Source organism: Streptomyces ficellus, assembly GCF_030406405.1.
Lineage (GTDB): Bacteria > Actinomycetota > Actinomycetes > Streptomycetales > Streptomycetaceae > Streptomyces > Streptomyces ficellus_B.
Window position 1 is genome coordinate 70062 of record NZ_JAUEPL010000009.1, and the last position, 15673, is coordinate 85734.

Annotated in this window: 10 protein-coding genes; 2 read left to right on the forward strand and 8 right to left on the reverse strand. The window is 71.0% G+C overall.

Features of this window, described 5'->3' with window-relative positions; translation table 11 throughout:
• Positions 1-49: 49 nt before the first annotated feature.
• The 6 genes from ftsH to nsdA all read right to left on the reverse strand — a co-directional run bounded on the left by ftsH (position 50) and on the right by nsdA (position 9715).
• Positions 50-1942, reverse strand: a complete 1893-nt coding sequence (ftsH, locus tag QWM81_RS09305) for an ATP-dependent zinc metalloprotease FtsH (protein ID WP_290111279.1) — start codon at positions 1940-1942, stop codon at positions 50-52.
• 156 nt (positions 1943-2098) lie between these two features.
• Positions 2099-3649, reverse strand: coding sequence for a signal recognition particle protein (gene ffh, locus QWM81_RS09310; protein WP_290111280.1), 1551 nt, complete (start codon positions 3647-3649; stop codon positions 2099-2101).
• Positions 3650-3800: 151 nt separating this feature from the next.
• The gene (locus QWM81_RS09315; RefSeq protein WP_290111281.1) at positions 3801-6233 is read right to left on the reverse strand and encodes a [protein-PII] uridylyltransferase; all 2433 of its coding nucleotides are present in this window, start codon (positions 6231-6233) and stop codon (positions 3801-3803) included.
• A 12-nt stretch (positions 6234-6245) separates the two neighbouring features.
• Positions 6246-6584 (reverse strand): P-II family nitrogen regulator, encoded by a 339-nt coding sequence (locus tag QWM81_RS09320; RefSeq protein WP_003965965.1) that lies wholly within the window; start codon positions 6582-6584, stop codon positions 6246-6248.
• The gene (locus tag QWM81_RS09325; RefSeq protein WP_290111284.1) at positions 6581-7924 is read right to left on the reverse strand and encodes an ammonium transporter; all 1344 of its coding nucleotides are present in this window, start codon (positions 7922-7924) and stop codon (positions 6581-6583) included. Before QWM81_RS09325 ends, QWM81_RS09320 begins: the two co-directional genes overlap by 4 nt.
• A 318-nt stretch (positions 7925-8242) precedes the next feature.
• Complete coding sequence (gene nsdA / locus QWM81_RS09330) at positions 8243-9715, reverse strand: transcriptional repressor NsdA (protein ID WP_290111285.1); 1473 nt, start codon at positions 9713-9715, stop codon at positions 8243-8245.
• Between the two features lie 428 nt (positions 9716-10143).
• Between nsdA and QWM81_RS09335 the strand changes: the two genes are divergently transcribed.
• Positions 10144-10797, forward strand: a complete 654-nt coding sequence (locus QWM81_RS09335) for a bifunctional DNA primase/polymerase (protein WP_290111286.1) — start codon at positions 10144-10146, stop codon at positions 10795-10797.
• 152 nt (positions 10798-10949) lie between these two features.
• Here the strand turns inward: QWM81_RS09335 and ftsY are convergent, their stop codons facing one another.
• Positions 10950-12179, reverse strand: coding sequence for a signal recognition particle-docking protein FtsY (gene ftsY, locus QWM81_RS09340; protein ID WP_290111287.1), 1230 nt, complete (start codon positions 12177-12179; stop codon positions 10950-10952).
• Positions 12180-12341: 162 nt separating this feature from the next.
• Between ftsY and QWM81_RS09345 the strand changes: the two genes are divergently transcribed.
• On the forward strand, positions 12342-13856 hold the full coding sequence (locus QWM81_RS09345; protein ID WP_290111290.1) for a cytosine permease: 1515 nt from the start codon (positions 12342-12344) through the stop codon (positions 13854-13856).
• 171 nt (positions 13857-14027) lie between these two features.
• On the opposite strand, the gene QWM81_RS09350 is transcribed toward QWM81_RS09345, so the two are convergent.
• A complete protein-coding gene (locus QWM81_RS09350; protein WP_290111292.1) occupies positions 14028-15446 on the reverse strand; it encodes a sugar porter family MFS transporter in 1419 nt (472 codons plus the stop codon).
• Between the last annotated feature and the right edge of the window lie 227 nt (positions 15447-15673).

Consider the following 15673-nt stretch of genomic DNA (forward strand, 5'->3'; position numbering starts at 1 on the left):
GGCACCACGGCGCCACGGCGCCCGGGCGAGCTTGGAAGCGTCGCGGGGGCTACGACGGCTCGTGCTTGGCGAGGCGGGGGATGCCGGCGGCCCGGTAGGCCGCCTCCTCGTCCAGGGTCTCGTTCTCCAGCAGCGCCGCCGCCAGAGCGTCCAGCCTGGGGCGGTGCTCCTGGAGCAGCCGGCAGGCACTCTCGTAGCACTCGTCGACGATGCGGCGCGTCTCCTCGGCGACCGCGTCCAGCGTCGCGGGCGCCGCCGACAACCCGTACGCCTGCTGCACGTCGTCGGGGATCGCGCTGAGCCTGCCCACCCGCTCGCTCATCCCCCAGCGGCCCGCCATGCCGCGCGCGATCCTGGTGACCTGCTCCAGGTCGTTCTCCGAACCCGTCGTGATGACGCCGAAGACGATCTGCTCGGCCGCCATGCCCCCCAGGGCCCCGATGATCCGGCCGCGCAGATAGTCCTCCGTGTACGCGTACTTGTCGGCGTCGGGCGTCGACAGGGTCACGCCCAGCGCCCGCCCGCGCGGGACGATGGTGACCTTGCGGACCGGGTCGGCGCCGGGCTGGAGCATGCCGAGCAGCGCGTGCCCGCTCTCGTGGTACGCGGTACGGCGCCGCTCCTCGGCCGGCATGACCAGGGAGCGTTCCGCGCCCAGTTGGACCTTCTCCAGCGCGTCCGACAGGTCCGCCGGGGTCACCTCGGTCCGCCGGCGCTTGACCGCGAGCAGGGCGGCCTCGTTGGCGAGGTTGGCGAGCTCCGCGCCGGTCATTCCCGGGGTCGTACGGGCGACCTGGGCGAGGTCGACGTCCTCGGAGAGCGGGATCTCGCGGGTGTGGATCTTGAGGATGGCCTCCCGGCCGCCACGGTCGGGCGGGCTGACGTTGACGATCCGGTCGAAGCGGCCGGGCCGGGTCAGAGCCGGATCCAGCACATCGGCGCGGTTGGTGGCCGCGATGACGATGACGCCCTCGGAACCGGAGAAGCCGTCCATCTCGGTGAGGATCTGGTTGAGCGTCTGCTCGCGCTCGTCGTGTCCGCCCATGGCGGCGCCGCCGCCCCGGGCCCGGCCGATGGTGTCGATCTCGTCGATGAAGATGATCGCGGGCGCCACCTTGCGGGCCTCGTTGAACAGTTCGCGTACGCGCGAGGCGCCGACGCCCACGATCATCTCGATGAACTCGGAGGCGGAGGCGGAGAAGAACGGCACCCCCGCCTCGCCCGCCACGGCCCGTGCCAGCAGCGTCTTGCCCGTGCCGGGCGGGCCGGAGAGCAGCACGCCGCGCGGCATCTTGGCGCCCATCCTGCGGTACGCCTGGGGGCTCTTCAGGAAGTCGACGACGTCGTTGAGCTCTTCCTCCACCTCGTCGATCCCCGCGACGTCGGCGAAGGTGGTGCGCGCTCCCGGTTCCAGCTCGACCGGCTTGGGCGGCGCCTTGCGGCCGAGCATGCCGCCGGCTCCGAGCCCGGCGCGCATCCGCCGGGCGAGGAACACCCACAGCACGACGAGCAGCAGGATCGGCGCCAGCGAGAACAGCAGATTGGCGAGGAGGCTCGGCCTCTCGACGACCGGCTCGGCGGTCACCGTGACCTTGTGCTTCGTCAGCTCCGACCAGAGGTTGTCGTCCGCGAACGCCGGCCGCTGGGTGGTGAAGCGCTCCTTGTTCTTCAGCTCCCCCTCGATGGCGTCGCCCTTGGAGTAGATCTTGGTGACATTGCCGTCGGCGACCTGCCGGCTGAATTCGGTGTACGAGACGGTGCGCTCGTCGCCGTCGCCGAAGAAGGACAGGGCCAGGTTGGTGAGAACGAAGATCGCCACCGCGGCGATGAGCAGCCCGGCCCAGCCGCCCGGCATCTTGCGGCGGGGCGGGGGCGGCGGAGGTGCGCCCTCCGAGCGCCAGGGCTGGTCGGTGCGGTCGCGCGGGGGTACGGGACTGGCCACGCTGCTCTCTCCTCATGCCGGGTCATGCCGAGGACCGGCGACACGGCAATTATTGAAGAGGCGCACGAATGCGGCATTACGGGCTTATGTGCCATCGCGAACGTGAAGTAAGGGACGCCCACCCATGGTGGACGCCCCTTACCCGACTCGTCATGCTCAGCCCATGAACTTCTTGAACTCGTCCGGCAGCTCGAAGTCCTGGCCCGGCTGACCGTCAGGGAGCCCGAACGCGCCACCCTGCTGCGCCTGTTCGCGCCGTGCCGCGGCGGCCTGCTCCTCGGCCTTGCGCTTCATCGGGTTGCCGCTCTTGCGCTTGCCCTTGGCCTGCTTCTGCTGCTTCTTCTGCCGGCCGGGGCCACCGCCCATGCCCGGGATGCCCGGCATCCCCGGCATGCCGCCGCCCTGCGCCATGCGCGACATCATCTTGCGGGCCTCGAAGAACCGCTCGACCAGCGACTTGACCGCGCTGACGTCGACGCCGGAACCCTTGGCGATACGGGCCCGGCGGGAGCCGTTGATGATCGTCGGGTCCTGGCGCTCGCCCGGGGTCATCGACTTGATGATCGCGGCCGTACGGTCCACGTCACGCTCGTCGATGCTGTTGATCTGCTCCTTCATCTGTGCCATGCCCGGCAGCATCCCGAGCAGCTTGGAGATGGAGCCCATCTTCCTGACCTGCTCCATCTGGGCCAGGAAGTCGTCGAGCGTGAAGTCCTTGCCCTTGGACGAAGCCAGCTTGGAGGCCATCTTGGCGGCCTCTTCCTGGCTGAAGGTCTGCTCGGCCTTCTCGATCAGCGAGAGCATGTCGCCCATGCCGAGGATGCGGGACGCCATGCGGTCCGGGTGGAACGCGTCGAAGTCGTCCAGCTTCTCGCCGTTGGAGGCGAACATGATCTGGCGGCCGGTGACGTGCGCGATCGACAGGGCGGCGCCACCGCGGGCGTCGCCGTCGAGCTTGGACAGCACGACGCCGTCGAAGCCGACGCCGTCCCGGAAGGCCTCGGCCGTGTTGACCGCGTCCTGGCCGATCATCGCGTCCACGACGAACAGGACCTCGTCGGGGCTGACGGCGTCGCGGATGTCCGCGGCCTGCCGCATCAGCTCCTGGTCGATACCGAGACGGCCGGCGGTGTCGACGATGACGACGTCGTACTGCTTGCTCTTGGCGTAGTCGATGGAGTCCTTGGCGACCTGCACCGGGTCACCGACGCCGTTGCCGGGCTCCGGCGCGTAGACGCCGACACCGGCGCGCTCGGCGACGACGGCGAGCTGGTTGACGGCGTTGGGGCGCTGCAGGTCGCAGGCGACGAGGAGCGGGGCGTGCCCCTGCCCCTTCAGCCAGAGGCCGAGCTTTCCGGCGAGGGTGGTCTTACCGGCACCCTGGAGACCCGCGAGCATGATGACGGTCGGCGGGTTCTTGGCGAACCGCAGACGGCGGGTCTCGCCGCCGAGGATGCCGATGAGCTCCTCGTTGACGATCTTGATGACCTGCTGGGCGGGGTTCAGCGCCTGCGAGACCTCGGCCCCGAGCGCCCGCTCCTTGACCTGCTTGATGAACGCGCGGACGACGGGCAGCGCGACGTCGGCTTCCAGCAGCGCGATTCGGATCTCGCGGGCGGTGGCGTCGATGTCCGCCTCGGACAGGCGCCCCTTGCCCCGGAGGTTCTTGAATGTCGCTGCAAGGCGGTCGGAGAGGGTATCGAACACGGTGGTCGCGGATCCTCGGGTCTCGGTGGGGGTACCCCCTGCTCGTAAGAGCTCGGGGGAGGGCGGGCAGTCGCCCCCCAGGGTATCCGGCCGACGCGGTTACGCATCAGCCCTGTCCGGATCAGCCCTCGTGGGCGCCCTCGTGGGGACTTCAGGTGCGCAGCGCCGTTTCCAGGGTGCGGGCCACCACTACCGCCTCTTCCGCCGGGAGCGGGTTGCCCTTCGCGTCCGTGACGTAGAAGGCGTCCACCGCGTTGGCGCCCAGCGTCGAGACGTGCGCGCTGCGCACGCGGACCGCGGCCGTCTCCAGGGCGCGGCCGATGCGGTGCAGCAGGCCCGGGGCGTCGTGGGCGCGGACCTCGATGACGGTCGCCCGGGCGGAGCCGGCCGCCGCGACGGTGACGCGCGGCGGCGGGGCCTTCATGCCGCGACGCCGCGGGTAGGCGGCCTCCCGCTCGGCGAGGCGGGCCCGGATGTCCAGCGAGCCGTCCAGGGCCCGCAGGAGGTCGGCGCGCAGCCGGGTGGCCTGCGGCAGGGAGCCGTACTCGGCGGCGACGCGCCAGTTGAGGACGAGCACGGCACCGTCGCCCAGGTCCCGCAGGTCGATCGCGCGCAGGTCGGCGGAGCGGACGGTGAGCCGGTGCAGGGCGAGGACCCCGGCGAGGGCGGGCAGGACGCCCGGCTGGTCGGGCAGGGCGATGAGCAGTTCGACGCCGACCGGTTCCGGTTCGTCGCCGTCGGGCGGGGTGTCGGCGTGCAGGGTCAGCATGGGCTCCCCGGTGCGCAGGGCCTCGATGGCGAGCCGTTCCTCCTCGGCGCTGGGCGCGGTGGGCTCGGCGGCCGGCGGGGCGTCACCCGCGAGGACGCCCGCGACCCGTTCGACCAGGTCGGCGACGAGCGAGCCGCGCCAGGACGACCAGGCCGCGGGCCCGGTGGCGAGCGCGTCCGCCTCGGTGAGGGCGTGCAGGAGTTCCAGCGTGGACGGCGTCTCCACGGCCTCGGCCACGGACTGGATGGCGGCCGGGTCGTCCAGGTCCCGGCGGGTCGCCGTCTCGATGAGCAGGAGGTGGTGGCGTACGAGGGCGGCGATGACGGCGATGTCGTGCCGGTCGAAGCCGATGCGGGCGGCGACGTCGCGGGCGATGGTCTCGCCGGCCACCGAGTGGTCACCGGGCCAGCCCTTGCCGATGTCGTGCAGCAGCGCGGCGACGAGAAGCAGGTCGGGGCGGCCGACGCGGCGGGCCAGGGCGGAGGCGCGGACCGTGGCCTCGACCAGGTGGCGGTCGACGGTCCAGGTGTGCACGGGGTTGCGCTGCGGGCGGCAGCGGACGCGCTCCCAGTCGGGCAGCAGGCGCGTGATGAGGCCTTCGGCTTCGAGGGCCTCCCACACGGGGACGGTGGGCTCGCCCGCGCCGAGGAGGGTGACCAGTTCCTCACGGGCCTCGGCCGGCCACGGCACGGGCAGCGGCTTGGCCGTGGCGGCCAGGCGGCGTACGGCGTGCAGGGAGATCGGCAGGCCGTTCTGGGCGGCCGCGGCGGCGGCGCGCAGGGGAAGGACCGGGTCGCGTTCCGGGCGGGCGGTGCGGGCGAGGACCACCTCGCCGTCCATCTCGACCACGCCCTCGGCCAGCGGCGTGCGCTCGGGCTGGGGCCGGCCGCCGCCGAGCATGGCGCGCAGCCTGGGGCGTACGGAGCGGGCCCGCAGAACGCGGTTGACCTCGCGCCAGGTGACGTCACCGGCGTACGAGATGGTGCGCGCGGCCTCGTACACCCGGCGCAGCAGGGTGTCGGCGTCGAGCAGGCCGAGCGCGGCGGTGACCTGGTCCTGTTCCTGGAGGGCGAGCCGGTCGCCGGCCCGCCCGGTGACGAGGTGGAGCGCGTCGCGGGTGTCGAGGAGGACGCGGCGCGCCTCGGCGAGCCCTTCGCGGGGCGCGTCGGCGAGCCAGGAGGCGGCGACGGCGCGCAGGGCGGTGGCGTCGCGCAGCCCGCCCCTGGCCTCCTTGAGGTCGGGCTCCAGCAGGAACTGCAGCTCGCCCTGCCTCTCGGCCCGCTCCCGGCACAGCTCGTCCAGCTCGGGGAGGCGCCTGGGGGCCTGGTTGCGCCAGTCGGCGAGGACGGCGGTGCGCAGGGCGGTGACGATGGCGAGGTCGCCCGCGATGTGGCGGGCGTCGAGCAGGCCGAGCTGGACCTTGAGGTCCTCGGCGGCGGTCTTGCGCGCTTCGGCGGGGGTGCGCACCGAGTGGTCGAGGTCGAGGCCGAGGTCCCAGACGGGGTACCAGACGCGGTCGGCGAGCGCCGCGATGGTGGCGGGGTCGGCGGTGCCGTCGTGGAGGAGGAGCAGGTCGAGGTCGCTGCGGGGCGACAGCTCGCCGCGTCCGTACCCGCCGACGGCGACGAGGGCGGTGCCCCGCGGCGGCGCGGCGGCCGTGTGGAGGGCGGCCAGCCAGTCGTCGGTCAGCCGGGCGAGGGCGGCACGGCGCGGCGGCCCGGACCGCGTCTCCTCCTGGAGGAGGCGCAGCCGGGCCGCCGCGTAACCGCTGGGTCCCGAGTCTTCCGCTCGCGTACTCACATCGACACTCGACACCCAGCAGCTCCTTTACAGTGCGTCCGGTCCGCGTTCGCCGGTGCGGACGCGTACGGCGGTCTCGACGGGGACGCTCCACACCTTGCCGTCACCGATCTTGCCGGTGCGGGCCGCCTTCACGACGACCTCGATGAGCTGTTCGGCGTCCTCGTCCTCGACCAGCACCTCGATGCGGATCTTGGGGACCAGGTCGACGGTGTACTCGGCGCCACGGTAGACCTCGGTGTGGCCGCGCTGGCGTCCGTAGCCGCTGGCCTCGGTGACGGTCAGGCCCTGGACTCCGAAGGCCTGGAGGGCCTCCTTGATCTCGTCCAGCCGGTGCGGCTTGACCACCGCGGTGATGAGCTTCATGCGTCCACCTTCTTGTTCTCCGCTGCGGGAAGGGCCTCGGTGAGGGTCTTGCGCGATCCGCCGCCGCCGGCGCCGCTGAAGTCGTACGCCGTCTCGGCGTGCTCGACCTGGTCGATGCCGAGGACCTCGTCGTCCTCGCTGACCCGCATGCCCATCACCTTGTCGACGATGAAGGCGAGCAGCGCGGAGACGATCAGGGAGTAGGCGAGGACCGCGAAGACACCGGTGGCCTGCTTGCCGAGCTGTTCCAGGCCGCCGCCGTAGAACAGGCCCTTGGCCTCGGACTGGACACCGCCGGTGGCGAAGAACCCGACCAGCAGGGAGCCGACCACGCCGCCGACGAGGTGGACGCCGACGACATCGAGGGAGTCGTCGTAGCCGAACGTGTACTTCAGGCCGACGGCCATGGCGCAGAGCAGGCCGGCGACGGCGCCGATGGCGATCGCGCCGAGCGGCGAGCAGGATCCGCCGGCCGGGGTGATGGCGACGAGGCCGGCGACCGCGCCGGAGGCGGCACCGAGGGTGGTGAACGCGCCGTGGCGGATCTTCTCGTACGCGAGCCAGGCGCACATCGCGGCGGCGGTGGCGACCTGGGTGTTGAGGAACATCACCGCGCCGACGCCGTCGTCGTTGCCGAGCCACGAGCCGGCGTTGAAGCCGAACCAGCCGAACCACAGCAGACCGGCGCCGAGCATGACCAGCGGGAGGCTGTGCGGCCGCATCGGGTCCTTCTTGAAGCCGACGCGCTTGCCGATCACCAGGATGACGCCGAGGGCCGCGGCGCCCGCGTTGATGTGGACGGCGGTACCGCCGGCGAAGTCGATGACGCCCATCTCGAAGAGCCAGCCTCCGGTGCCCCAGACCCAGTGCGCGACCGGGAAGTAGACGACGGTCACCCACAGGGCGATGAACAGGGCCCAGGCGGTGAACTTCACCCGGTCCGCGAGGGCGCCGCTGATCAGGGCGGGCGTGATGATCGCGAACATCAGCTGGAAGACGGCGAAGACGTACACCGGGATGGTGTAGCCGTCCCAGAGCTGGGTGATCCCGATGCCGCTGAGGCCTACGTAGTCGGAGGACCATCCGATGATGGAGCCCGAGTCGGTGCCGAAGGCGAGGCTGAAGCCGTAGAGCACCCACAGGATCGTGACGATCCCCAGGCTGATGAAGCTCATCATCAGCATGTTGAGGGTGGACTTCACGCGGACCATGCCTCCGTAGAAGAAGGCGAGGGCCGGCGTCATCAGCATCACCAGGGCGGAACAGATGAGCATGAACCCGGTGTTGGCGGCGGACAGCGTGGGCGTGTCTGCGGCAAGCGTCGTGATGCCTGGGGGCATCGGCGTCTCCTCGTCGTCGTCATGCGGCCTGTGCGGGGCGGAGCCGGTGCTGCCCGGCTATGAGGGGTGGCCGGTTATGAGCCCCGAGGTTTACGCAGCACGGTTTCGGTCGATGCCGCACGATGTTTCGCGTCAGTGACGAAGAGGACCGCCGTGTTACGGCACCGTGAACCACTGGGTCACGGACATGTAACGGGACTACCCTCCGCGGACGTCAAGAGGACCGGCCGCGACGGTCACCCTGTTGACCTGGCGATGGGGGAGCCGAGTCGGGCTGTACGGGTGACGGTCGCGGCCGGGGTCTGGTGACGGAATGTCTCAGACCGCTTCGGCGGTCTCGGGCAGCTGGGCTGTGAGGATGTCGGTGAGCCGGGCGACCTCGGGTACGTCGCCGAAGTCCCTGGCCGCGGTGTCGACGGTCTTGCGCAGCCGGGTGTTGACCCGCTCGGAGCGGACCCGCTTGGCGACCCCGAGGGCGCGCTCGGCCAGCTGGGTGGCCTGCTCGGGTTCCCGCTTGAGCAGGTGCACGGTGGCCATGCCGACCAGGTTGAGCGCGTACGACCGCTGGTGGTCCTCGTCCTTGGCGAAGAGCCGCACCGCGCGCTCCATCACGGGCTCGGCGAGCGAGGCGTACGTGGGGCTGCGGCCGGCCACATAGGCGAGGTCGCGGTAGGAGTGGGCGTTCTCGCCGTTGAGCTCGGCCTCGGAGAAGAAGCGGATCCAGTCCGGCTCGGGCTCACCGTCGAGACCGACGTCGGCGAAGGTGTCCTCGGCCATGCGCACGGCCCGCTTGCACTTGCTGGGCTGGCCCATGTTGGCGTACGCGCGGGCCTCCATCGCATACAGCATGGCCTGGGTGCGCGAGGTGGCGCAGTCGCGGCTTCCGTACTGGGCGAGGTGGATGAGTTCGAGCGCGTCGTCGGGCCGCCCGAGGTGGATCATCTGGCGGCTCATGGAGGACAGGATGTACGAGCCGAGCGGCTTGTCGCCGGCTTCCTTGGCGGCGTGCAGGGCGAGCACGAAATACTTCTGGGCGGTGGGCTGGAGGCCCACGTCGTAGCTCATCCAGCCGGCCAGTTCGGCCAGTTCGGCCGCGCACTTGAAGAGCCGTTTCGCCGTGGCGGCGGGCTGCGGTTCCTGGAGCAGGTCGGTGACCTCGTGGAGCTGGCCGACGACCGCCTTGCGGCGCAGTCCGCCACCGCACTGGGCGTCCCACTGGCGGAACATGACGGTGGTGGTCTCCAGCAGGTCCAGCTCCGCGCGGGAGAGCCGGGTGGGGCGGCGCAGGGCGGCCGGGTCGGTGCGGGGCGGTTCGGAGGCCGGGGTGGGTACGAGCCAGCGCTGCATGGGCTCGATGAGGGCGGGGCCGGCGGCGAGGGCGAGCGAGGTGCCGAGGAAGCCGCGCCGGGCCAGCATCAGGTCGCTGCGGGAGAAGTCGCTGAGCAGTGCGACGGTCTGGGGCCCGGCCCACGGGAGGTCGACGCCGGACACCGAGGGTGACTGGTGGGCCGTGCGCAGACCGAGGTCCTCGATCGCGACGACGCTGCCGAACCGCTCGGAGAACAGCTCCGAGAGGATGCGCGGAATGGGCTCGCGCGGCTGCTCACCGTCCAGCCAGCGCCGTACGCGCGAGGTGTCGGTGCTGATGTGGTGTGCGCCCATCTGGCGCGCCCGGCGGTTCACTTGACGCGCGAGCTCGCCCTTGGACCAGCCGCTGCGCACGAACCACGAGCTCAGTTGCTCGTTCGGGCGCTTCCCGGCATTCGTACCGTCTGCGCCACTGCCGCCCACTGGAACGCCCCCATCCGCTGAATCGCTGTTGCGCGAACCCGTATCAGAATGCCGTCAGTTGCAGTCGTCCGTCCGGTGGTTGCACCCTTCGAACAGGGAACCGGCTTGCCTCCGGCATACCCATCAGCGCGGCGGCTACCCGGGGTTCGTGCACTCAAAGTAATCCTACGATCACCCGTCCGGCGAGGTCGTTTCCATAAACGCCACCATTCGCCACCCCTTCGGATGAACTCAGCCGCCGCCAGGCGCGATTGACTTGACACGACGACGATCGGGAGTCGGCGGACTGTCGCACGGAGAGGAGCGCGCGGCCGGACGCACCACCCTCCGTGCCACCGTGCGCCACCCATGTGGGAGCGGTCGCGACGGAGCGTCACGGACATACTCCGGGTCGTAACCACCGGCGAGTTCCACCCGTTGGAGGGGGCATGGGCTTCACGATCGGCGGCACCCGCATCCTGTCCGGCGCGCGGCGGCGCGTCGGCCGCGTCGCCACGGAGTGCACCGTGGTGGCGGAGTACACCGGCCTGTGGGGCTGGGACGTGGTCCCGGGCGCGCGGGCCTCCTCGGGCCGCTGCTCCTGCGGCGACTCCGCCTGCACGGCTCCGGGGGCGCACCCCCTCGGCTTCGCGCCCGAGGTGCCGGCGGGCTCGACGCTCGACACGGCCGCCGAGGCGTGGTCCCGGTTCCCGGGCGCCGCGCTGATGCTGCCCGTGGGCCGCGAGTTCGACGTCCTGGAGGTCGCGGAGGAGGCCGGGCGCCGGGCGCTGGTCCGGCTGGAACGGATGGGCCTGCCGCTCGGCCCGGTGTGCGCCACGCCGACGGGCCGGGCCCAGTTCTTCGTGGCGCCCGGCGCGGCGGCCGAACTGCCGCAGCTGCTGTACCGCATGGGCTGGGACGACGCGGACCTGGACCTGCGGTGCCTGGGCCCCGGCGCGTACATCACGGCGCCGCCCTCGGACCACGGCGGCCTGGGCCCCTCCCGCTGGCTGCGGCCACCCACCCTCGACGCCGGGCCGCCGCCCCAGGCCCGCCTGCTGCTCGGCACGCTGGCCTACATCTCCCACCGCTCGGCGGCGTAGCGAGGCCGGTCGGCCACCCCGGCAGTGGGACGCCGCAAGCCGGGGTGGGCGCCCCGGCATGGGACGCCGCAAGCCGGGGTGGGCGCCCCGGCATGGGACGCCGCAAGCCGGGGTGGGCGCCCCTGCGGAGGGGCGCCCACCCGGCGCGGGGGTCAGTCGCCGATCAGGGCGTCGACGAACGCCTCCGGCTCGAAGGGCGCCAGGTCGTCCGGGCCCTCGCCCAGGCCGATGAGCTTCACCGGGACGCCCAGCTCGCGCTGGACCGCGACGACGATGCCGCCCTTGGCCGTGCCGTCCAGCTTGGTGAGCACGATGCCGGTGATGTCCACGACCTCGCGGAACACCCGCGCCTGGACCAGGCCGTTCTGGCCGGTGGTGGCGTCCAGGACGAGCAGGACCTCGTTCACCGGGCCGTGCTTCTCCACGACCCGCTTGACCTTGCCGAGCTCGTCCATCAGGCCGGTCTTGGTGTGCAGCCGGCCCGCCGTGTCGATCAGGACGACATCCGCGCCCTCCGCGATGCCCTCCTTGACCGCGTCGTACGCGACCGAGGCCGGGTCGCCGTTCTCGGGCCCCCGGATCGTCCGGGCGCCGACCCGGTCGCCCCAGGTCTGGAGCTGGTCGGTGGCCGCCGCGCGGAACGTGTCCGCCGCGCCGAGCACGACCGACCGCCCGTCCGCCACGAGCACCCGCGCCAGCTTGCCGGTGGTCGTGGTCTTGCCGGTGCCGTTGACGCCGACGACCATCACCACGGCGGGCGTGTCGAGGCCGCTGTCGGTCTTGACCGAGCGGTCGAAGTCCGTGCCGATGAGGGCGAGCAGCTCATCGCGCAGCAGGGTGCGCAGCTCATCGGGTGTGCGGGTGCCCAGGACGCGTACGCGCTCACGGAGCCGCTCGACCAGCTCCTGGGTCGGCGCGACGCCGACGTCCGCGGTGAGGAGGGTGTCCTCGATCTCCTCCCAGGTCTCCTCGTCGAGGTGTTCCCGCGACAGCAGGGTGAGCAGCCCCTTGCCGAGGGTGTTCTGTGAGCGGGCGAGCCGGGCGCGCAGCCGGACCAGCCGGCCGGCGGTCGGTTCGGGGACCTCGATCTCGGGCTCGGGCGGCGCCGCGACGAGCGGGTCCTCGACGGCGGCCGGGGCTTCGAGGGCCTCTTCGGCCGTCGGGAGCTCGACCTCCTCGATGGTGCGGCGCGGTTCCTCCCGCGGGGTCTCCGCCTCCTCGCCGACGTGCGGCTCGGCGGGCGGAGCGGTGATGGTCGGCGTGCTCGACGGCGCCTTGGCCGGAGGCAGCTGCTTCTTCTTCTTGCGGCTGCTGACCACGAGGCCGCTGATCGCGCCGACCGCGACCAGAGCGATGACTACAGCAAGGATGACGATTTCCATAACCCGTCCAGTATCGGTCACGACCGGCGGGCGATCGCGGGAAGCGCGGACCCGTCAGCTCGCGCGCCGGGAGGTGCCGGCTGCCGGGAAGGACCGTTTGGACCTCTTTGCGGAGGAACGTACGATGCTTGGAGTCCCCCTCCTCCCGCACGGAGCTGATCCATGCCCCACGCCTCCGAGTCCGAAGGCGCGATAGAGACCCGTGGTCTCGAACCCGTCCCCGATATCGAGCGCACTGGTCACATCCGGGAGCTGTTTCCCACCTGGGTGGCGGCGAACATCAGTGTGCTGCTGCTCACCATGGGTGCCGGTCTGATCGTCTTCAACGGCCTGAACTTCTGGCAGGTGCTGATCGTCGCGATCGCCGCGCCCGTCCTCTCGTACGGCATCGTCGGTCTGATCTCGATCGCCGGCAAGCGCGGCGGTTCGCCGGGCATGGCGCTGTCGCGAGCGGTTTTCGGACAGCGCGGCAATCTCTTCCCCGGAACGCTCATCTGGGTGGCCCGCTGGGGCTGGGAGACGATCAACGCGGTCACGGGTGCGTACGCCGTGCTCACGGTGCTCGACCTGCTCTTCGGGATCAAGAGCAGTACGCCTCTGATCATCGTCACCCTGCTGCTCTTCGTCGCGGCGACCTTCCTGGTGTCGGGTCTCGGCATCAACGCGCTGCGCGTGTGCAGCAAGTGGTCGACGTACCTCTTCGGCGCCTTCTCCGTCCTCGTGCTGGTCCACCTGGTCGCGAACACGCAGTGGAGTGCCGTCTTCGCCAAGCCGGCCGGTTCGACGGCGATGCTGATCGCGGGCATCGGCACGATCGCGGCGGGCGGTATCAGCTGGGTACCCTCCGGCCCGGACTTCACCCGCTATCTGCCGCGTACGGCGTCCTCCAAGGCCATGGTCGGCTCGACGGTCGGCGGCGCCGGGATCGTCGTCCTGCCGATGGTGCTGATGGGCGCGGTCATGGCGGTGTCGACGCCGGACCTGGCGTCCGCGCAGGACCCGGTGTCGTTCATCGGTCAGCTGCTGCCGGCGTGGATCTCGGTGCCGTACCTGCTGATCGCGCTGATCGGCATGCTGCTGATCAACTCGATGTCGATGTACTCGGCCGGGTTCACCGCGCAGACGCTCGGCATCAACGTCCCACGTACCTGGGCGGTCAGTGTGAACGCCGTGATCTCCCTGGTCTTCGGCTTCCTGCTGATGGTCGTGGCGAGCAGCTTCATCGGTTCGTTCATCTCCTTCCTGACGCTGCTGGCGGTGGCGTTCTCGGCGTGGATCGGCGTCTTCGGCGTGGACATGCTGCGCCGGAGGTCGTACGACGGTGAGGCGCTGATGGACACCACCCGTACGAGCGCGTACTGGTACCGGCGCGGTTTCGCGCCGCAGGCCATGGCCGCGTGGGCGGTGGCCCTGGTGGTGGGGCTGCTGTTCACCAAGGTCGACTGGTTCGCCGGGCCGCTGGCCGGGTCCTGGATCGGCACCAACGGCCTGGGCTGGCTGGTGACGATCGTGGTCGCGGCGGCGCTGTACGCTCTGCTGCCGCGTACGCCGAAGCCGGAGCACGGGCTGGAGCAGGAGCTGGAGCAGGAGCTCGCTCAGGGCTCGGAGCGCGCCCCGGCCGAAGAGCCCGAGACGCCCGGGACGCCCGGGACCAAGGCCGCGGCCGTCTCCCTCTGACCTCCGTCAGCCACCGTCCCCCTTCGCCGGTTCACCGTCCGGCGGAGGGGGATTTCTCATGGCCGTCCCGTGGACGGACCAACGGCGGTGCGGTCGCGGCCCAACACGCACTGCCCCGGCTCGGGAAGCGAGCCGGGGCAGTTCCGTGGTCGAGGAGAGGGGCAGCGGGGATTAGCCCATCTCCTCCAACGCCTTGCCCTTGGTCTCCTTCACGTACTTCAGCACGAAGGGGATGGAGAGCACGGCGAAGATCGTGTAAATGACGTACGTGCCGGAAAGGTTCCAGTCCGCCAGGGACGGGAAGCTCGCGGTGATGGCCCAGTTGGCGATCCACTGCGCGGAGGCGGCGACGCCGAGGGCGGCGGCGCGGATCCGGTTGGGGAACATCTCGCCGAGGAAGACCCAGACCACCACGCCCCACGAGAGGGCGAAGAACAGCACGAACAGGTGGGCGGCGACCAGGGCGACGATGCCCTGCGTGGTGGGCAGCTTGCCGCCCACCAGGTCGGCGGAGAAGGCCCAGGCCTCGAAGGCGAGGGCGAGCGCCATACCGGCGGAGCCGACGAGGGCGAGCGGCTTGCGGCCGACCCGGTCCACCAGGACCATCGCGATCACGGTGCCGACGATGTTGATGATCGACGTGGTGAACGAGTAGAAGAAGGAGCTCTCCGGGTTGACGCCGACGGACTGCCACAGCGTCGAGGAGTAGTAGAACGCGACGTTGATGCCGACGAGCTGCTGGAAGACCGACAGGCCGATGCCGACCCAGACGATCGGCAGGAAGCCGAAGCGGCTGCCGAGCAGGTCCCGGAAGGTGGACTTGTGCTCGCGGTGCATGGCGGTCTCGATCTCGGCCACGCGCGCGTCGAGGTCGACGTTGTGTCCCTCGACCTCGGAGAGGACCTGCCGGGCCTTGTCATGGCGGCCGACGGAGATCAGGAAGCGGGGCGACTCGGGGATCGCGAAGGAGAGCAGCCCGTACAGCATGGCCGGGACGACCATGACGCCGAGCATCCACTGCCAGGCCTCCAGGCCGGCGATCTCACCGCGCTGGTCGCCGTCCGCCATGTTGAGGATGGCCCAGTTGACCAGCTGCGAGACGGCGATACCGACGACGATGGCGGCCTGCTGGAAGGAGCCCAGCCGGCCCCGGTAGGCGGCGGGGGCGACCTCGGCGATGTACGCCGGGCCGATCACCGAGGCCATGCCGATGGCGAAGCCGCCGACCACGCGCCACAGCGCGAGGTCCCACAGGGAGAACGGGAGCGCGGACCCGATGGCGCTGATCGTGAACAGCACGGCGGCGATCTGCATACAGCGGATGCGGCCGATGCGGTCGGCGATCCGGCCGGCGGTCGCGGCGCCGATGGCGCAGCCGATCAGGGCGACGGCGATGACCTGGGCGAGGGTGCCGGAGCCGATCTCGTACCGGTGCCTGATCGCCTCGACGGCGCCGTTGATCACTGAGCTGTCGTAGCCGAAGAGGAAACCACCCATCGCGGCGGCGGCCGTGATGAAGATGACATGCCCGAGGTGATCGGGGTGGGCCTCTCGGGCCCCCGACGCCGGTGGCTGCGCTGTGCTGGTCACGTGAACTCCTGGTACCCGGCGCCGTCGCCGGGCTGGGGGGCGAGCCCTTCAAGTGGCGCACAACTTCGCGTCACCCACCACTTGAAGGTAAAAGCAACGTTGCAGAGACTATGCCTTCAAGTTTCGAAGTCAAGAGTCTGGGAGTGATGATTCTTGACACCCGGTGTGTCGACTTGCGTTCACGAAATGAAGACAGCTGGGAACGAAGGCTCAGCCAAGCCGCCGAT

Excerpts from the sequence above, each read along its gene's own strand:
- QWM81_RS09325 (WP_290111284.1), bottom strand. The coding sequence starts at position 7,924 with ATGCCCCCAGGCATCACGACGCTTGCCGCAGACACGCCCACGCTGTCC.
- QWM81_RS09320 (WP_003965965.1), bottom strand. The coding sequence starts at position 6,584 with ATGAAGCTCATCACCGCGGTGGTCAAGCCGCACCGGCTGGACGAGATC.
- QWM81_RS09335 (WP_290111286.1), top strand. The coding sequence starts at position 10,144 with ATGGGCTTCACGATCGGCGGCACCCGCATCCTGTCCGGCGCGCGGCGG.
- ftsY (WP_290111287.1), bottom strand. The coding sequence starts at position 12,179 with ATGGAAATCGTCATCCTTGCTGTAGTCATCGCTCTGGTCGCGGTCGGC.
- QWM81_RS09345 (WP_290111290.1), top strand. The coding sequence starts at position 12,342 with ATGCCCCACGCCTCCGAGTCCGAAGGCGCGATAGAGACCCGTGGTCTC.